The 15,119-nt window shown below is 72.9% G+C and carries 10 protein-coding genes; 4 read left to right on the top strand and 6 right to left on the bottom strand.

The annotated features are described in order from the left end of the window. Positions 1 to 84: 84 nt before the first annotated feature. The 6 genes from MOX02_RS17280 to MOX02_RS17255 all read right to left on the bottom strand — a co-directional run bounded on the left by MOX02_RS17280 (position 85) and on the right by MOX02_RS17255 (position 7,049). The gene (locus MOX02_RS17280) at positions 85 to 1,683 is read right to left on the bottom strand and encodes a sulfite reductase subunit alpha (protein ID WP_147027039.1); all 1,599 of its coding nucleotides are present in this window, start codon (positions 1,681 to 1,683) and stop codon (positions 85 to 87) included. After that, a complete protein-coding gene (locus MOX02_RS17275) occupies positions 1,680 to 3,470 on the bottom strand; it encodes a NirA family protein (protein ID WP_147027038.1) in 1,791 nt (596 codons plus the stop codon). Before MOX02_RS17275 ends, MOX02_RS17280 begins: the two co-directional genes overlap by 4 nt. A 12-nt stretch (positions 3,471 to 3,482) precedes the next feature. Further along, a complete protein-coding gene (locus MOX02_RS17270) occupies positions 3,483 to 4,730 on the bottom strand; it encodes an NAD(P)/FAD-dependent oxidoreductase (protein WP_147027037.1) in 1,248 nt (415 codons plus the stop codon). Between the two features lie 395 nt (positions 4,731 to 5,125). Then, positions 5,126 to 5,338: a hypothetical protein gene (locus MOX02_RS17265; protein WP_147027036.1), complete on the bottom strand. Its 213-nt coding sequence runs from the start codon at positions 5,336 to 5,338 to the stop codon at positions 5,126 to 5,128. A 107-nt stretch (positions 5,339 to 5,445) separates the two neighbouring features. Continuing rightward, positions 5,446 to 6,465, bottom strand: coding sequence for a CmpA/NrtA family ABC transporter substrate-binding protein (locus MOX02_RS17260; protein WP_147027035.1), 1,020 nt, complete (start codon positions 6,463 to 6,465; stop codon positions 5,446 to 5,448). Beyond that, positions 6,462 to 7,049, bottom strand: coding sequence for an ANTAR domain-containing response regulator (locus MOX02_RS17255; RefSeq protein WP_147027034.1), 588 nt, complete (start codon positions 7,047 to 7,049; stop codon positions 6,462 to 6,464). Before MOX02_RS17255 ends, MOX02_RS17260 begins: the two co-directional genes overlap by 4 nt. A 213-nt stretch (positions 7,050 to 7,262) precedes the next feature. Between MOX02_RS17255 and MOX02_RS17250 the strand changes: the two genes are divergently transcribed. The 4 genes from MOX02_RS17250 (at position 7,263) to MOX02_RS17235 (ending at position 15,111) form a co-directional block, all read left to right on the top strand. Further along, positions 7,263 to 7,889: a hypothetical protein gene (locus MOX02_RS17250; RefSeq protein ID WP_147027033.1), complete on the top strand. Its 627-nt coding sequence runs from the start codon at positions 7,263 to 7,265 to the stop codon at positions 7,887 to 7,889. Positions 7,890 to 8,069: 180 nt separating this feature from the next. Beyond that, positions 8,070 to 9,956 carry a glycoside hydrolase family 15 protein gene (locus MOX02_RS17245; protein WP_147027032.1) on the top strand — a complete coding sequence of 629 codons (1,887 nt, stop codon included), beginning with the start codon at positions 8,070 to 8,072 and terminating at the stop codon, positions 9,954 to 9,956. Between the two features lie 42 nt (positions 9,957 to 9,998). Then, the gene (gene tkt / locus MOX02_RS17240; protein WP_147027031.1) at positions 9,999 to 12,074 is read left to right on the top strand and encodes a transketolase; all 2,076 of its coding nucleotides are present in this window, start codon (positions 9,999 to 10,001) and stop codon (positions 12,072 to 12,074) included. 184 nt (positions 12,075 to 12,258) lie between these two features. Next, positions 12,259 to 15,111, top strand: a complete 2,853-nt coding sequence (locus MOX02_RS17235; RefSeq protein ID WP_147027030.1) for a bifunctional transaldolase/phosoglucose isomerase — start codon at positions 12,259 to 12,261, stop codon at positions 15,109 to 15,111. Positions 15,112 to 15,119: the final 8 nt, after the last annotated feature.

The following is a 15,119-nucleotide window of genomic DNA, read 5'->3' as shown; positions in this document are numbered from 1 at the left end:
GGTGAGGGGTTCAGGTTTATCCGGAGAGGTCGCACCCCTCACCTTGCCCCTCTCCCGAACGGGAGAGGGAGCGCGGTGCGCGGGTCAGTAGACATCGGCCTGGTAGCGGCCGGCCTTCTTGAGGGCGGCGAGGTAGGCCACCGCCTCGTCCGGGTTCTTGCCCCCGTGCGCGGCCGCGACGTCGATGATCGCGCGCTCCACGTCCCTGGCCATGCGCTTGGCGTCACCGCAGACGTAGAAATGGGCGCCCCCCTCGAGCCACTTCCAGAGCTCGGCGCCGTTCTCGCGCATGCGGTCCTGCACGTAGGTCTTCTCGGTCCCGTCGCGCGACCACGCGAGCGAGAGGCGGGTCAGGACCTTGTCGTCCTTCAGCCGGTTGAGCTCGTCCTTGTAGAAGAAGTCCGAGGCCTGCCGCTGGTGGCCGTAGAACAGCCAGTTGCGTCCCGGCGCCCGCGTGGCGGCGCGCTCGCGCAGGAAGGCGCGGAACGGGGCGATGCCGGTGCCCGGCCCGCACATGACGACGTCCCTGGAGGGATCGTCGGGCAGCGCGAAGCCGTGCGCCTTCTGCAGGTAGACCTTGACCGTGGTGGTCTCGGGCAGGCGCTCGCCGAGATGCGTCGAGGCGACGCCGAGTCGCAGCCGCGAGCGGTGGTTGTAGCGCACCGCGTCGACGGTGAGCGAGACCCGGCCCGGATCGGCCTTGGGCGAGGAGGAGATCGAGTAGAGCCGCGGCTGCAGCTCGTCGAGGGCCTCCAGGAACACCTCCGCGTCGGGGCGCGCGCCCGGGAACTTGTGCAGCGCGCCGAGCACGTCGAGATGGGCCGCGTCCCCGTCCGGATCCTCGCCGGCGGCGAGGGCCTGCGCCTTCTTCCGGGCCTCGCCCGAGGTCAGGAGCGAGAGGAGCTGGTAGAGCCCGTCCGGCGCCGACCCGAGCGCGTAGTCGGTCAGCAGCGCCTGGCGCAGGGTCTTGCCCGCGATGATCCGCTCCGGCCGGGCGCCGAGCTCGGCGATCACCGCGTCGACGAGCGCCGGGGCGTTGGCGGGAAACAGGCCCAGCGAGTCGCCGACCGTGTAGGTGATCGGCGTGTCCGACAGGTCGATCTCGATGTGCCAGGTCTCCTTCTCGCCGCCCGGCGCGTTGAGCCGCGTGCGGGAGACGAAGGTCGCCTCGACCGGGTTCTCGCGGCAGTAGCCGAGCGGGCCGGGCTCGACCGCCCTCGGCGCGGCCTCCGCGTCGCCGGCGGGGGATTTCGAGGCGCCGCCCGCGCCGAACTCCTCCTCCAGCTTCTTCAGCATCCGGAGCGTCTCCTTGCCGCCGGGCTGGCAGAGGTTCAGGCGCTCCTCGTTCCGGAGGAAGATCGCGTTGGCGTAGTCGGCGCAGTTGTAGCCGCACTGGCCGCAATCCTGCTGGGCCATCGCCGCCATCAGCTTCTGCGGCTCGGAGCGGTCCCTCGCCATCTCCATCCGTTCGCCGAGGCCGAGCGAGGGGTCGTGCCAGGGGGCGTCGCCGTTGTCGGCGAGGGCCGGCCCGCCGGGGGCCTCGCCGGGCGCGAGCGCGGTGGCGCCCTCGATCGCCGGACCGAGCAGCGCCGCGAAGTAGCCCGACAGCCAGGAGCGCTGGTCCGCCGAGAACGGGGCCGTCTCGGGGATCAGGACGAGGGGAGGCGTGACGTGCTCGCTCATGCTGCGGCCTTCAGGACGGGCTGGTCTTCGGCCAGCGAACGCAAGGAATCGGGGCCCGTGCGGGCGGTGAAGGCCTGGAAGCTCTCGGCGGGCCCCTGGCGGCCCGCGAGGTAGGCGCGCAGCAGCGCCTCGACCCGGCCCGGGCAATCCTCCGCCCGGACCGCCTTCCAGATCTCGGTGCCGATCTTCGGGCTGTCGCCGAAGCCGCCCCCGACCACGATGTCGTAGCCCTCCACCGTGTCGCCCTCGTCCGAGACGACGACCTTGGCGCCGATGAGCCCGATATCGCCGATGTAGTGCTGGGCGCAGGAATGGTGGCAGCCGGTGAGGTGCAGGTTCACCGGCACGTCGAGCTCCCGCACGCGCGTCTCGATGTAGTCGGCGATGACGAGCGCGTGGCCCTTCGTGTCGGAGGCCGCGAACTTGCAGCCGCGGTTGCCCGTGCAGGCGACGAGGCCGGCGCGGATGCTCGAGGCCTTCGTGGTGAGGCCGAGCGCGGCCACGCGCGCCTCGACCTCGGCGACCCGGGCGTCCGGCACGCCGGAGAACAGGAAGTTCTGCCAGACGGTCAGCCGGATCTGCCCGTCGCCGCATTCCTGCGCGATCCTGGCGAGCGCGCGCATCTGGTCGGTCGTCATCTTGCCGACGGGCAGCACCACGCCGACCCAGTTCAGGCCGGGCTGGGCCTGCCTGTGCACGCCGACATGGGCGTAGCGGTCGAAGCCGCCGCGCGGCTTGACGTGGGCGGGCTCGACCCGGTCGAGCTTGGCGCCGAGCTTCTCCTCCACGGCGGCGAGGTACTTGTCGAAGCCCCAGGCGTCGAGGACGTACTTCATCCGGCTCTTGTTGCGGTTCGTGCGGTCGCCGTTCTCGATGAAGACGCGCAGGATCGCGTCGGCGACCCGGTTGCACGCCTCGGGCCTGAGCACGATGCCGGTGTCGCGGGCGAGGTCCTTGTGGCCCGAGATGCCGCCGAGCACGAGGCGCATCCACACGCCCGGCGCGACGCTCGCGCCCTCCGTGACCTCGACGGCCTGGAAGCCGATGTCGTTCGTCTCCTCCAGCACGGGCAGGATGCCGCCGCCGTCGAAGGCGACGTTGAACTTGCGCGGCAGGCCGAAGAGCGAGCGGTCGTTCAGGATCCAGTTGTGCCAGGACTTGGCGAGGGGGCGCGTGTCGAGGAGCTCCTGCGCGTCGATGCCGGCCACCGGCGAGCCCGTGACGTTGCGGATGTTGTCCGCCCCCGCCCCGCGGGCCGTGAGGCCGAGGTCGATCAGCCCGTCGAGGAAGGGCTGGCCGTGCTCGGGCGCGATCTCGCGGACCTGGAGGTTGGCGCGGGTGGTGACGTGGCTGTACCCGCCCCCGTGCGCGTCGGCGAGGTCGGCGATTCCGGCGAACTGCCAGTGGTGCAGGATGCCGTTCGGGATGCGAAGCCGGCACATGTAGGAGGTCTGGGCAGGCGCCACCCAGAACAGGCCGTGATAGCGCCAGCGGAAATTGTCCTCGGGCTTCGGCGTCGCGCCGGCGGCGGCCTCGGCGATCAGCCGGTTGTGGCCGTCGAACGGGTTCTCGGCCCGCTTCCACTTCTCCTGCTCGCAGAGCTTGCCGCCCGCCTTGACGGTCCTCTCCTGCGCCTTGATGTGGATCGCGTCCGGCCCCGTGGGCTCCGTCGCGGCGCCGGCCGGGGCCTGCCCGAGGGCGAGCCCGCCCGTCATCCGGGCGGCCGCGATGCCCGAGGCGAAGCCTTCGAGATAGCGCTTCTGCTCGGTGTTGAAGTCGTCAGCCACGAACAGCCTCCGTCACGCTGCGAGGGTCCGGGGCGCCCGGCGCCCGAACATGAGATCGTCGAGATGGCCGGCGACGGGCTCGCCGGAGCGGATCAGGTCCTTGCACCAGCCCTGCTCGGCGACGTCGCCGACGAAGACGGCGCCGATCAGCCGGCCCTCCTCCACGAGGAGCTTGCGGTAGAGGCCCGCGCCCGGATCGCTGAGCAGGATCGCCTCGGCGCTCTCGGGCGTGTCCACGACGCCCGCCGAGAAGACGGGCAGCCCCGAGACCTTGAGGCTCGTGGCGAGCGCGGTGCCCTGGTAGCTCGCCGCCTCCCCGGAGAGGTGCCGGCTCAAGGTCTCGGCCTGCTCGTAGGCGGGCTCCACGAGGCCGTAGATCTGGCCGCGATGCTCGGCGCACTCGCCGAGCGCGAAGATGCGGGGGTCGGAGGTGGTCATCCGGTCGTCGACCACGATGCCGCGGCTCGTGGCGAGGCCGGCCGCCTTCGCCAGCGCCACCGAGGGGCGCACGCCCACCGACACCACCACGAGGTCGGCCGGCAGCACGGTGCCGTCCGCCAGGCGAAGGCGCTCGACGCGGGTTCCCCCCTCCACCGCGGCGGTGTCGGCCTTCAGCATCACCCCGACGCCGCGGGCCTCCAGCGCCCGCTTCACGAGGCCGGCGGCCGCGTGGTCGAGCTGGCGCTCCATCAGCCGGTCCATGACGTGGAGAAGCGTGGTGTCGATGCCGCGCCGCGCGAGGCCGACCGCCGCCTCGAGGCCGAGAAGGCCGCCGCCGATCACGACGGCGCGGGCGTGCTCCACCGCCGCCTTGCGGATCGCGGCGACGTCGGCGAGGTCGCGGAAGGTGATGACGCCGGGCAGGTCCATGCCGGGCTTGGGCAGCCGGATCGGGGTGGAGCCCACCGCCAGCACCAGCTTGTCGAAGGGGAGGACGTGGGTCTCGCCGACGATCGCGAGGCCGCTCGCGCGGTCGATGCCCGTGACGGGGGCGCCGGTGAGGAGGCGGATGCCGTGGTCCTCGTACCAGTCGAGGCCGCGGAAGGCGCAGGCCGCCTCGTCGACCTCGCCGCCGAGCAGCGAGGAGAGCAGGACCCGGTTGTACGCGGCGACGGGCTCGGCCCCGACCACGGTGACGTCGTAGCGGCCCGGTGCGCGCTCCGTCAGGCGCTCCAGGAAGCGCAGAGAGGCCATGCCGTTGCCGACGACGAGGAGGCGCTCGCGCGCGCCCGCCCCTGGGTCCGTCCGGAGAATCGCCATCGCGTGTCGGGTCTCGTCCTCGGGTGATGGGTGGCGGGCCGTCGGGCGCGCATGAGAAAGCCGCTGCCGGTCCTGGCCCCGCGGGGTCGCACCCCGCGAGTCGACCGGATCAGCGGCCTCGCTGACGGTGCTGCCCGTCGCCGTTGACGGACGGGAGGATCAGAGCAGGTTCCGTGCCAGACGCGATCCGGGCGTCACGGGCCCGGCCCGGGCCGTCCCGCCCCGGGGCGAGGCGCCGTGCGGCGCCGGCATCGCGGGAGATTGGCGGGAGATCGAAGGAGGCGGCCGGACGAGCCCGGCCCCCGCTTCGCGTGCACTGCACAAAGAACGGGCGTCCGGCTGCGCACGAAGCGGGCAGGCAGGACGCCCGCCTCGACGCCCGCGGGTCCGCCGCGTCAGATCAGGAAGGAGAGCGCGAGCGCGACGGCGAGGGTGGGCGCCGTGCCCAGCGCGATGGCCCAGCGCCAGAGCTGCGGCGCGCCGGTGCGGTTGTCGTTGGCCGCCCGCGGCGGCACGGCGCGGATCCGCACGTAGCGCGACAGCTCGACCCGTCCCCGCCCGGGGCGGTGCGCGTGGGAGGAGCTGGCGAAGCGGCTGCAGCTGGGCATGGCGGAAATAAACGGGATTCCGTGCCCGACCGTTCCGCGTACGCTCGGGCACCATCGCGCTTCTCGCGCCCGCTCCCCGTCACCGTTGCGTGAGCGTGCCGGCGCCCTCAGAGCCCGCAGGCGGCGAGGAGGTCGGGGCGGTAGATCCGCCGGGCCGCCTCGAAGGTTCCGGCGGCGCCCTCGCCGGCCGGGATCTGGCCGGCCTCCCGCATCTCGGCGAGCAGCCAGCGCAGCTGCGCCGCACCCGGCTCGAGCGCCGGGCGGCCGAGGCGGATGTAGCCGGGCGCGCGCCGCCGCCGGCCGCGCCCGTCGAGGACGATCTCGCCCGCGAGGCAGCGGGCGATCAGCCCCGCCTCCTGCCCGAGCCAGGACCGGGCCGCGAGGCGGTGGGCGAGCTCGTCCCGGTTGCCGGGCTCCGCGCACCAGAGGCCCGCCCGGGCGACCGCGCGCACGAGCGGCAGCGCGCCCTCGCCGAGGCGGGCCGAGAGGGCGAGCACCTTCTCGGGGGCGTCCGGCACGATCTCGCAGGCGAGCGCCGCGATGCGGCCGATCCCGGCCGCCACCGCCACCCCGTTCCAGGGCGCGCCCGCGCAGAACCCGTCCACGATGCCGCGGGAGAGGGCCTCGACGCAGTGCTGGGGCGGCACGGCCACGAGCCGGACCGCGGCGCGGTCGAGGCCGCCCAGCGCCAGGAAGTGGCGCAGGGCGTAGGTGTGGCAGGAGAACGGGTGCACGGTGCCGAGGACGAGCGGGCGCCCCTGCCGCCGCCGGGCCTCGGCGAGGCCCGCGAAGGCGCGCGCCGCGCTCTGCGGCTCGTCGTCGGCCGGAGCCATCGCCTCCCAGAGCCCTCTCGAGAGCGTCACGGCGTTGCCGTTGAGGTTGAGCCCGAGCGGGACCACGAGGTCGGCGGGCGGCCCGCTGAGCCCGAGGGCGCTCGCGAGCGCGAGCGGGGCCAGCATGTGGGCCCCGTCGAGGTATCCGAGGGCCAGCCGGTCGCGCAGCGTCGCCCAGGAGGGCTCGGCCGAGAGGTCGAGGTCGAGCCCCTCCTCCGCCGCGAAGCCGAACTCGGCCGCCGCGATCAGGGGGGCGGCGTCGAGGAGCGGGACGTAGCCGAGATGCAGCCTCATCCGAGCAGGTCCGCGGTCGTGACGATGGCGCGGGCGATGTCGGCGATCTTGCGCTTCTCGTTCATGGCCTTGCGGCGCAGCTGCTTGTAGGCCTCGTCCTCGGACAGGCCCTTCATGCTCATCAGGATGCCCTTGGCCCGCTCGATGAGCTTGCGGTCGGCGAGCTCGCCCCGCGCCTCGGTGAGCTCGCGCTGCAGCCGCGCGAAGGCGTTGAAGCGCAGGATCGCGATGTCGAGGATGGGCTTGATGCGCTCGGGCCGGAGCCCGTCCACCACGTAGGCCGAGATGCCCGCGTCGACGGCGGCCTGCATCATGCTGGCGTCCGAGCGGTCGACGAACATCGCCACCGGGCGCTCCACCTGCCGCGAGACGCCCGACATCTGCTCCAGGATGTCCCGGCTCGGGCTCTCCAGGTGGATCACCACCACGTCGGGCCGCAGGCTCGCCACCCGCTCCATCAGGTCGGCGGTGTCGGGGATGACGACGACGCGTCCGACGCCGGCCGCGCGCAGGCCCTCCTCGAGGATGGCGGCGCGGGCCCGGCTCGGGTCGATCACGGCGACGGTGAGGCTGGATTCGGTCATCGGGGCCCGGTTCGGGGCATCGCTGGCGAGAGGCGCATGGTCGAGGGCGTTCCTGCCGCGCCGGTCGGGCGGCGCCGGTGCCGGACGCAAGCCGCGTGCCTCGATCGACCGGTCGCGGACGGTTACCGACCGGAAAGAGAACGGCCCCGGTTCCGCCGCAAAGTGGGGCGCATCCTCGGCCCCGAACCGACCGAGGCGAGGGGTGTGAGTCGCATGATGCAGCGAGACCCGATCCCCGCCCTGCGCGCGACGAGCGACGGCTCCGACGCCGCGTCGGGCACCACCCTGCCCTTCCTGCCGACCCTGGCGACCGCGGTCGCGATCGCGGCGCTCTCGCTGCTCTGCCGCGAGCCGTCGGCGCCGGCTGCCGGGGCCGCGAGCGTCCCGGTTCAGGCGGTGCTGGCCGAGGCCGCGCCGCTCATCGACGCGCTCTCCTTCCGCCCGCCGGTCGCCGGGGACGGCTCCGCGGAGGCCGTGCGCGCGCCGGCCGCCCTCGCCTTCGCGCAGGTCTACCCGCTGCTGCCCTGCGAGCCGCGGGTCGCCGCCGCTCCCGCCCGGGCCCCCCGCCTCGCCGCGGCACGGCGCACGCCCTGCTCCGCCTGCTCCGAGGCCGGCCCGCGCCGCAGCGACGCCCCGCCCGCGACCCGGGCGGCGGAGGCGCCCGTGGATGCGGAGGAGGCGATGCAGCAGGAGGAGACGCTGCTGCCGCGCCTCGCCCTGCCGTTCGCCCCGGCCGTGCGCGCGGTCGACCGGGCGTTCGACCGCGCCGCCGGCTTCGTCCGCACCGGCGCTTCCGCCCTCGGCGGCTCGGTGAGCGTGGTGGTGGACCGACTGCGGTAGTCCTGCCCCGGCCGCCCGTCTCAGGGCCGTACGTCCCGGCGCACGAAGCGTGCGACCGCGCGCAATCCTGTGAGCAGGCTTTACCGTGCGCACGGCCGGACCTACCTGCACGGGGATCGCGGCCCCGCCGGTTCCCGCCCGGATCTCCGGCCGCCGCGGCGCGCAGGCACAGGAGCCGGGATGGCATCCAGGATCGAGGATTACGCGCTCGTCGGCGATTGCCGCACCGCGGCGCTGATCAGCCGGGACGGCAGCGTCGACTGGCTGTGCTGGCCGCGCTTCGACGCCTCCGCCTGCTTCGCGGCGCTCCTCGGCACGCGCGATCACGGCTTCTGGCGTCTCGCCCCGGTCGCCAAGCACGTCGAGACGCACCGCCGCTACCGCGACGACACACTGATCCTGGAGACGCGGCACGTGACGCGCGAGGGCGAGGTCCTCGTCACCGACTACATGCCGGCCGCAGACGGCTCCCACCTGATCCGCCTCGTGGAGGGCGTGCACGGACGGGTCGCCATGCGGATGGATCTGGCGATCCGCTTCGACTACGGCTCGGCCGTCCCCTGGGTCTCCCACAACGAGTGGGGCGACCTGCGCGCCATCTCGGGGCCGCACAAGCTCGTCCTGCGAACCCAGGCCGCGCTGCACGGGGTCGACCAGACCACGGTCTCCGAGTTCACGGTCAAGGCGGGCGAGACCGTGGCCTTCACCCTGAGCTACGGCGCCTCGCACGAGGAGGACCCGGCGCCAATCGAGCCCCGCAAGGTGCTGGCGGCGACCGACACCTTCTGGCGCGACTGGTCGCGCCACTGCGCCTGCGGCACGCACTGGGACGACATCCTCAAGCGCTCGCTCCTCACCCTCAAGGCGCTGATCTACATGCCGACCGGCGGGATCGTGGCCGCGCCCACCACCTCGCTTCCCGAGCAGCTCGGCGGCGTGCGCAACTGGGACTACCGGTTCTGCTGGCTGCGCGACTCGACCTTCACCCTGCTCGCGCTGATGGATGCGGGCTTCATCGAGGAGGCGCGCGCCTGGCGGGCCTGGCTCCTGCGGGCGGTGGCCGGCAACCCGGAGCAGGCCCACATCCTCTACGGCATCGCGGGCGAGCGGCTCCTGCCCGAGATCGAGCTCGACTGGCTGCCCGGCTACGAGAACTCGCGGCCGGTGCGGGTCGGCAACGCCGCGGTCGCGCAGTTCCAGCTCGACGTCTACGGCGAGGTCTTCGACGCCCTCTACCAGGCGCGCCGCCGCGGCATGCCCGACGACCGCGACGGCTGGCGCGTCGGCCTCGCCCTGATGAGCCACCTGGAGCAGGTCTGGAGCGAGCCCGACGAGGGCATCTGGGAGGTGCGCGGCGGCCGCAAGCACTTCGTGCACTCCAAGGTGATGGCCTGGGTCGCCTTCGACCGGGCGATCCGCGCCCTGGAGGAGAACCGCGGCGCCGTCCGCCACGCGCCGCTCGACCGCTGGCGGGAGCTCCGGGACCGCATCCACGCCGAGGTCTGCGAGAAGGGCTTCGACCGGGAACTCAACAGCTTCGTGCAGTATTACGGCTCGAAGAGGCTCGATGCGAGCCTGCTCCTGATCGCCCATATGGGCTTCCTGCCCCAGGACGATCCCCGCGTGGTCGGCACCGTCGAGGCGATCGGCAGGCACCTGATGCGGGACGGCTTCGTCCTGCGCTACGACACCGAGAACCAGAGGACGGACGGGCTGCCCGGTGGCGAGGGCGCTTTCCTGCCCTGCAGCTTCTGGTACGCGGACAACCTGATCGGCCTCGGCCGGCGGGACGAGGCGCGCGCCCTGATCGAGCGTCTGATCGGGGTCTGCAATGACCTCGGGCTGGTTGCGGAAGAGTACGATCCGGAGGAGAAGCGCCTCGTCGGGAACTTCCCGCAGGCTTTCAGCCACGTCGCCCTGGTGAACACCATCCTGAACTACAGCCGCGCCGAGGGCCCGGCCAAGGAACGGGCCGAGGAGCGGATGCGGGACCGGGAGGCGGCGGAGGAGAGCGGGCGCGCGGGCGGCGCGCCGGTCCCCGCCGCAGCGGCGCCGGCCGGCGCCTGACGACGAACGACGCAGCAGTCTCAAGTTTCAGGAAGACCAGACATGAGCGGAGCAGACACGGGCCCCAAGGCGGCCCTGAGCGAGGTCGAGAAGCTCAGCATCGACACCATCCGGACGCTGGCGATCGACGCGGTGCAGAAGGCGAATTCCGGCCATGCGGGCGCCCCGATGGCGCTCGCGCCCGTCGCCTACACCCTCTGGAACCGCTACCTGCGCTATGACCCCGCCCACCCGCACTGGCCGAACCGCGACCGCTTCGTGCTCTCGGCCGGCCACGCCTCGATGCTGCTCTACGCGCTCCTGCACCTCGCGGGCGTGGCGCGGGAGGATGGCGGCAACGAGCCCGCCGTGTCGCTCGACGACATCAAGCAGTTCCGCCAGCTCGACAGCCGCACGCCGGGCCACCCCGAGTACCACTTCACCACCGGCGTCGAGACCACCACCGGGCCGCTCGGCCAGGGCGTCGCGAACTCGGTCGGCATGGCGATGGGCGGGCGCTTCCTCGGCGAGCGCCTCAACAAGCCGGAGCTGCCGCTCTTCGACTACAACGTCTACGCGATCTGCTCGGACGGCGACCTGATGGAGGGCGTCTCGGGCGAGGCCGCCTCCATCGCCGGGCACCTGCGCCTGTCGAACCTGTGCTGGATCTACGACAACAACACCATCACCATCGAGGGCCACACCGAGCTCGCCTTCGGCGAGGAGGTGGCCACCCGCTTCCTGGCCTACGGCTGGCAGGTGCTGCGGGTCGCCGACGCCAACGACGTGCACGCGGTCTCGGCGGCGCTCGAGACCTTCCTGCAATCCTCCGACCGGCCGACGATCATCATCGTCAACTCGATCATCGGCTACGGCGCGCCCAAGAAGCAGAACACCGCCAAGGCCCACTCGGACGCGCTCGGCGAGGACGAGGTGAGGGGCGCCAAGCGCGCCTACGGCTGGCCCGAGGACGCGCAGTTCCTGGTGCCGGACGGCGTCGTCCAGAACTTCCGCGACGGGATCGGCGCCCGCGGCGCCCAGCTGTTCGCCCAGTGGGAAGGCTTCCTGAAGGCCGCCAGGGAGGCCGATGCCGAGCACGCCGAGGACGTCGCCGCCTTCCTCGAAGGCCGCCTGCCCCAGGGCTGGGACCGCGACATCCCGGTCTTCCCCGCCGACGCCAAGGGCCTCGCCACCCGCGAATCCTCCGGCAAGGTGCTCAACGCCGTCGCGCAGCACGTCCCCTTCATGCTCGGCGGCTCGGCGGACCTCGCGCCCTCCAACAAGACGAAGCTCGAGTTCGAGGGGGCCGGCACGCTGGCGCCCTTCGAGCCGGGCGGGCGCAACATCCATTTCGGCGTGCGCGAGCACGCCATGGGCTCGATCGTGAACGGCCTCGGCCTCGTGGGCCTGCGGGCCTACGGCGCCACCTTCCTCGTCTTCGCCGACTACATGCGGCCGCCGATCCGCCTCGCCGCCCTGATGGAGCTGCCGATCTTCCACGTCTTCACGCACGACTCGATCGGCGTCGGCGAGGACGGGCCGACCCATCAGCCGGTGGAGCAGCTCCTGTCGTTGCGCGCCATTCCCGGCCTCGTGACGCTCCGCCCCGCCGACGCCAACGAGGTGGCCGAGGCCTACCGGGTGATCTTCTCGCTCAAGGACCAGCCGGCGGTGCTGGCGCTGTCCCGCCAGCCGCTGCCGACCCTCGACCGCACGCAGTACGCGGGCGCCGCGGGCGTGGCGAAGGGCGCCTACGTGCTGGCCGATTGCGACGGCACGCCGGACGTGATCCTGATCGGCTCGGGCTCCGAGGTGCAGCTCTGCGTCGGCGCCTACGAGGCGCTGAAGGGCGAGGGCGTGAAGGCCCGCCTCGTCTCGATGCCTTCCTGGGACCTGTTCGAGCGCCAGCCGGAAGCCTACCGAGAGAGCGTGCTGCCGCCGGACGTGCTGGCCCGCGTCGCGGTGGAGCAGGGCTCGGTGATCGGCTGGGACCGCTACGCGGGATCGAGCGGCGCGATCATCGGCATGCACACCTTCGGCTCCTCGGCGCCGCTCAAGGACCTCCTCAGGAAGTTCGGCTTCACGCCGGAGAAGGTCCTGGAGGCTGCTCGCGACCAAGTGAGGAAGCACCGGCGCTGAACGTCGCGCCGCGCGCCCTCCGGAGTGGGCGGGCGCGATTGACGGGGCGCGCGGCGCGCATAGCCTCCCCGGAGGACCGGGGCTGGCGGATGCGGCGCGGCGCGCCACATCTCGCACCGCCCTCCCCCTTCCGGTCCGCCCTGCTCGGCGGACCGCCCGCCACAGACTGCGAGGATCGATCGGCATGAACGCGCTCAAGGCCCTTCACACCGAACAGGATCAGGCCGTCTGGCTCGACTTCGTGGCCCGCGGCTTCATCGCCGAGGGCAGGCTGAAGGCCCTCGTCGAGGAGGACGGCCTGCGCGGCGTCACCTCGAACCCGGCGATCTTCGAGAAGGCGATCGGCTCGTCGAGCGAGTACGACCCGGCCCTGAAGGAGGCGCAGGGGGCGGACGACCACCGGGTGATCGACCTCTACGAGGGGCTGGCGATCGCCGACATCCAGAACGCCGCCGACGTGCTGCGCCCGGTCTACGAGGCGAGCGACGGGGCCGACGGCTACGTGAGCCTCGAGGTCTCGCCCTACCTCGCCCTCGACACCGAGGCGACGCTCGCCGAGGCGCGGCGCCTGCACAAGGCGGTCGCCCGCGACAACCTGATGGTGAAGGTGCCGGCCACGCCCGACGGGCTTCCCGCGATCCGCCAGCTCACGGCCGAGGGCATCAGCATCAACATCACGCTCCTGTTCTCGCAGAGCGTCTACGAGGCGGTGGCCCGCGCCTTCATCGAGGGCCTGACCGAGCTCGACCGCAACGGCGGCGACGTCTCCCGGGTCGCGAGCGTGGCGAGCTTCTTCATCAGCCGCATCGACTCGGCCGTCGACAAGGCGCTCGACGAGAAGATCGCGGCGGCCAACGACCCGGACGAGAAGGCGGCGCTGGAGGCCCTCAAGGGCAAGGTCGCCATCGCCAACGCCAAGCTCGCCTACCAGAGCTACAAGCGGATCTTCGCCGCCCCCGAGTGGCAGCGGCTCGCGGGCAAGGGCGCCAAGGCGCAGCGCCTGCTCTGGGCCTCCACGGGGACCAAGAACAAGGCCTACTCGGACGTGCTCTACGTCGAGGAGCTGATCGGCCCCAACACCGTCAACACCATGCCGCCGGCCACGATGGACGCCTTCCGCGACCACGGCACGGTCCGGGCCACCATCGAGGAGGACGTCGAGGGCGCGCGCGCCGTGATGGAGCGGCTGGCGCGAGCCGGCATCGACATCGAGGCGGTGGCCCGCCAGCTCGTCGAGGAGGGCGTGCAGCTCTTCATCGACGCCGCCGACAAGCTCCTCGGCGCGGTGGCCGAGAAGCGCGCCACCCTGCTCGGCGCCCGCCTCGACGGCCAGACCCTCAGCCTCGCGGACGGGTTGAAGGCGGAGGCCGGCAAGGCCGTCGAGTCCTGGCGCGCGAGCGGCGCCGTCCGCCGGCTCTGGGCGCATGACAGGACCGTCTGGTCGAACGCCGACGAGGACCGCTGGCTCGGCTGGCTGCGCATCGTCGAGGACGAGCTCGAGAAGGCCGCCGACTACGCCGACTTCGCGGCCTGGGTGAAGGGCCGCGGCTTCACGGACGCGGTGGTGCTCGGCATGGGCGGGTCGAGCCTCGGGCCGGAGGTGTTGGCCGAGACCTACGGCCAGCGCGAGGGCTTCCCGAAGCTGCGCATCCTCGACTCGACGAACCCGGACGAGGTCCGCGCCGTCGAGGCCGCCGTGAACCTGCCCTCGACCCTCTTCATCGTGGCGAGCAAGTCGGGATCGACGCTGGAGCCCAACGTCTTCCGCGACTACTTCCTCGCCCGCATGCGGGAGGTCGTCGGGGACGAGGCCGGATCGCACTTCGTGGCGGTCACCGATCCCGGCTCCGCCATGGAGAAGGCGGCCAAGGACGACCGCTTCGAGAAGATCTTCCACGGCGTGCCGCAGATCGGCGGGCGCTACTCCGTGCTCTCGGCCTTCGGCCTCGTGCCCGCCGCCGCCATCGGCATCGACGTCGCCGAGTTCCTGGGCATCGCCCGGATCATGGTCCGCTCCTGCGGGCCGGCCGTGCCGCCGGCCCAGAATCCGGGCGTGCTGCTGGGCACCGCCATGGGCCAGGCCGCCGTCACGGAGGGCCGCGACAAGGTCACGCTGATCGCCTCGCCGGCGATCGCCACCTTCGGCGCCTGGGCCGAGCAGCTCATCGCGGAATCGACGGGCAAGCAGGGCCACGGCCTGATCCCGATCGACGGCGAGCCCGTCGACGTGCCGGCCGTCTACGGGCGCGACCGCTTCTTCGTCTACCTGCGCCTCGACGGGTTCGCCGACGCGCAGCAGGACGAGGCGGTGCGCAACCTGGAGCGCGAGGGGCATCCGGTCGCCCGCATCACCCTCGACACGGCGGAGCAGCTGCCCCAGGAGTTCTTCCGCTTCGAGATGGCGACCGCGGTGGCGGGCGCGGTGATCGGCATCAATCCGTTCGACCAGCCCGACGTCGAGGCGAGCAAGATCGAGACGAAGAAGCTGTTCGCGGCGGCCGAGGAGAGCGGCGCGCTGCCCTCCGAGACGCCGCTGTTCGAGGACGACACGATCGCCCTCTACGCCGACCCGGCCAATGCCGGTGCGCTGCCCGAGGCGCGCGAGGGCCTGGAGGCCGGGATCCGCGCGCAGCTCGCCCGGCTCAAGGAGGGCGACTACGTCGCGCTCCTCGCCTACGTGCCCCGCAACCTGGGCAACCACCGCATCCTGCAGGCGCCGCGGCTGCGCCTGCGCGACGCGCGGCGCGTGGCGACCTGCCTCGAATTCGGGCCCCGCTTCCTGCACTCGACGGGGCAGGCCTACAAGGGCGGCCCGGATTCCGGCGTGTTCGTGCAGATCACCGCCGACCCGGCCGAGGACCTCGCGATCCCCGGGCGCAAGCTCGGCTTCGGCACGGTGGTGGCCGCGCAGGCCCGCGGCGACTTCGCTGTGCTGGCCGAGCGCGGGCGCCGGGCGCTCCGGGTCCACATCAAGGGCGGCGACGTGCCCGCGGGCCTCAGGCGCATCGCTGCGGCGATCGAGGGGGCGCTGGGCTAGGGCGGCCG

The sequence above is a fragment of the Methylobacterium oxalidis genome (assembly GCF_007992195.1).
GTDB lineage: Bacteria > Pseudomonadota > Alphaproteobacteria > Rhizobiales > Beijerinckiaceae > Methylobacterium > Methylobacterium oxalidis.
This window is presented reverse-complemented; position numbering and strand designations above follow the sequence as displayed.

What these genes read in the sequence shown, in the direction of transcription:
- tkt (WP_147027031.1), top strand. Translation starts at nt 9,999, where the DNA reads ATGAGCGGAGCAGACACGGGCCCCAAGGCGGCCCTGAGCGAGGTCGAG.
- MOX02_RS17245 (WP_147027032.1), top strand. Translation starts at nt 8,070, where the DNA reads ATGGCATCCAGGATCGAGGATTACGCGCTCGTCGGCGATTGCCGCACC.
- MOX02_RS17235 (WP_147027030.1), top strand. Translation starts at nt 12,259, where the DNA reads ATGAACGCGCTCAAGGCCCTTCACACCGAACAGGATCAGGCCGTCTGG.
- MOX02_RS17265 (WP_147027036.1), bottom strand. Translation starts at nt 5,338, where the DNA reads ATGCCCAGCTGCAGCCGCTTCGCCAGCTCCTCCCACGCGCACCGCCCC.
- MOX02_RS17270 (WP_147027037.1), bottom strand. Translation starts at nt 4,730, where the DNA reads ATGGCGATTCTCCGGACGGACCCAGGGGCGGGCGCGCGCGAGCGCCTC.
- MOX02_RS17250 (WP_147027033.1), top strand. Translation starts at nt 7,263, where the DNA reads ATGATGCAGCGAGACCCGATCCCCGCCCTGCGCGCGACGAGCGACGGC.
- MOX02_RS17255 (WP_147027034.1), bottom strand. Translation starts at nt 7,049, where the DNA reads ATGACCGAATCCAGCCTCACCGTCGCCGTGATCGACCCGAGCCGGGCC.
- MOX02_RS17280 (WP_147027039.1), bottom strand. Translation starts at nt 1,683, where the DNA reads ATGAGCGAGCACGTCACGCCTCCCCTCGTCCTGATCCCCGAGACGGCC.
- MOX02_RS17260 (WP_147027035.1), bottom strand. Translation starts at nt 6,465, where the DNA reads ATGAGGCTGCATCTCGGCTACGTCCCGCTCCTCGACGCCGCCCCCCTG.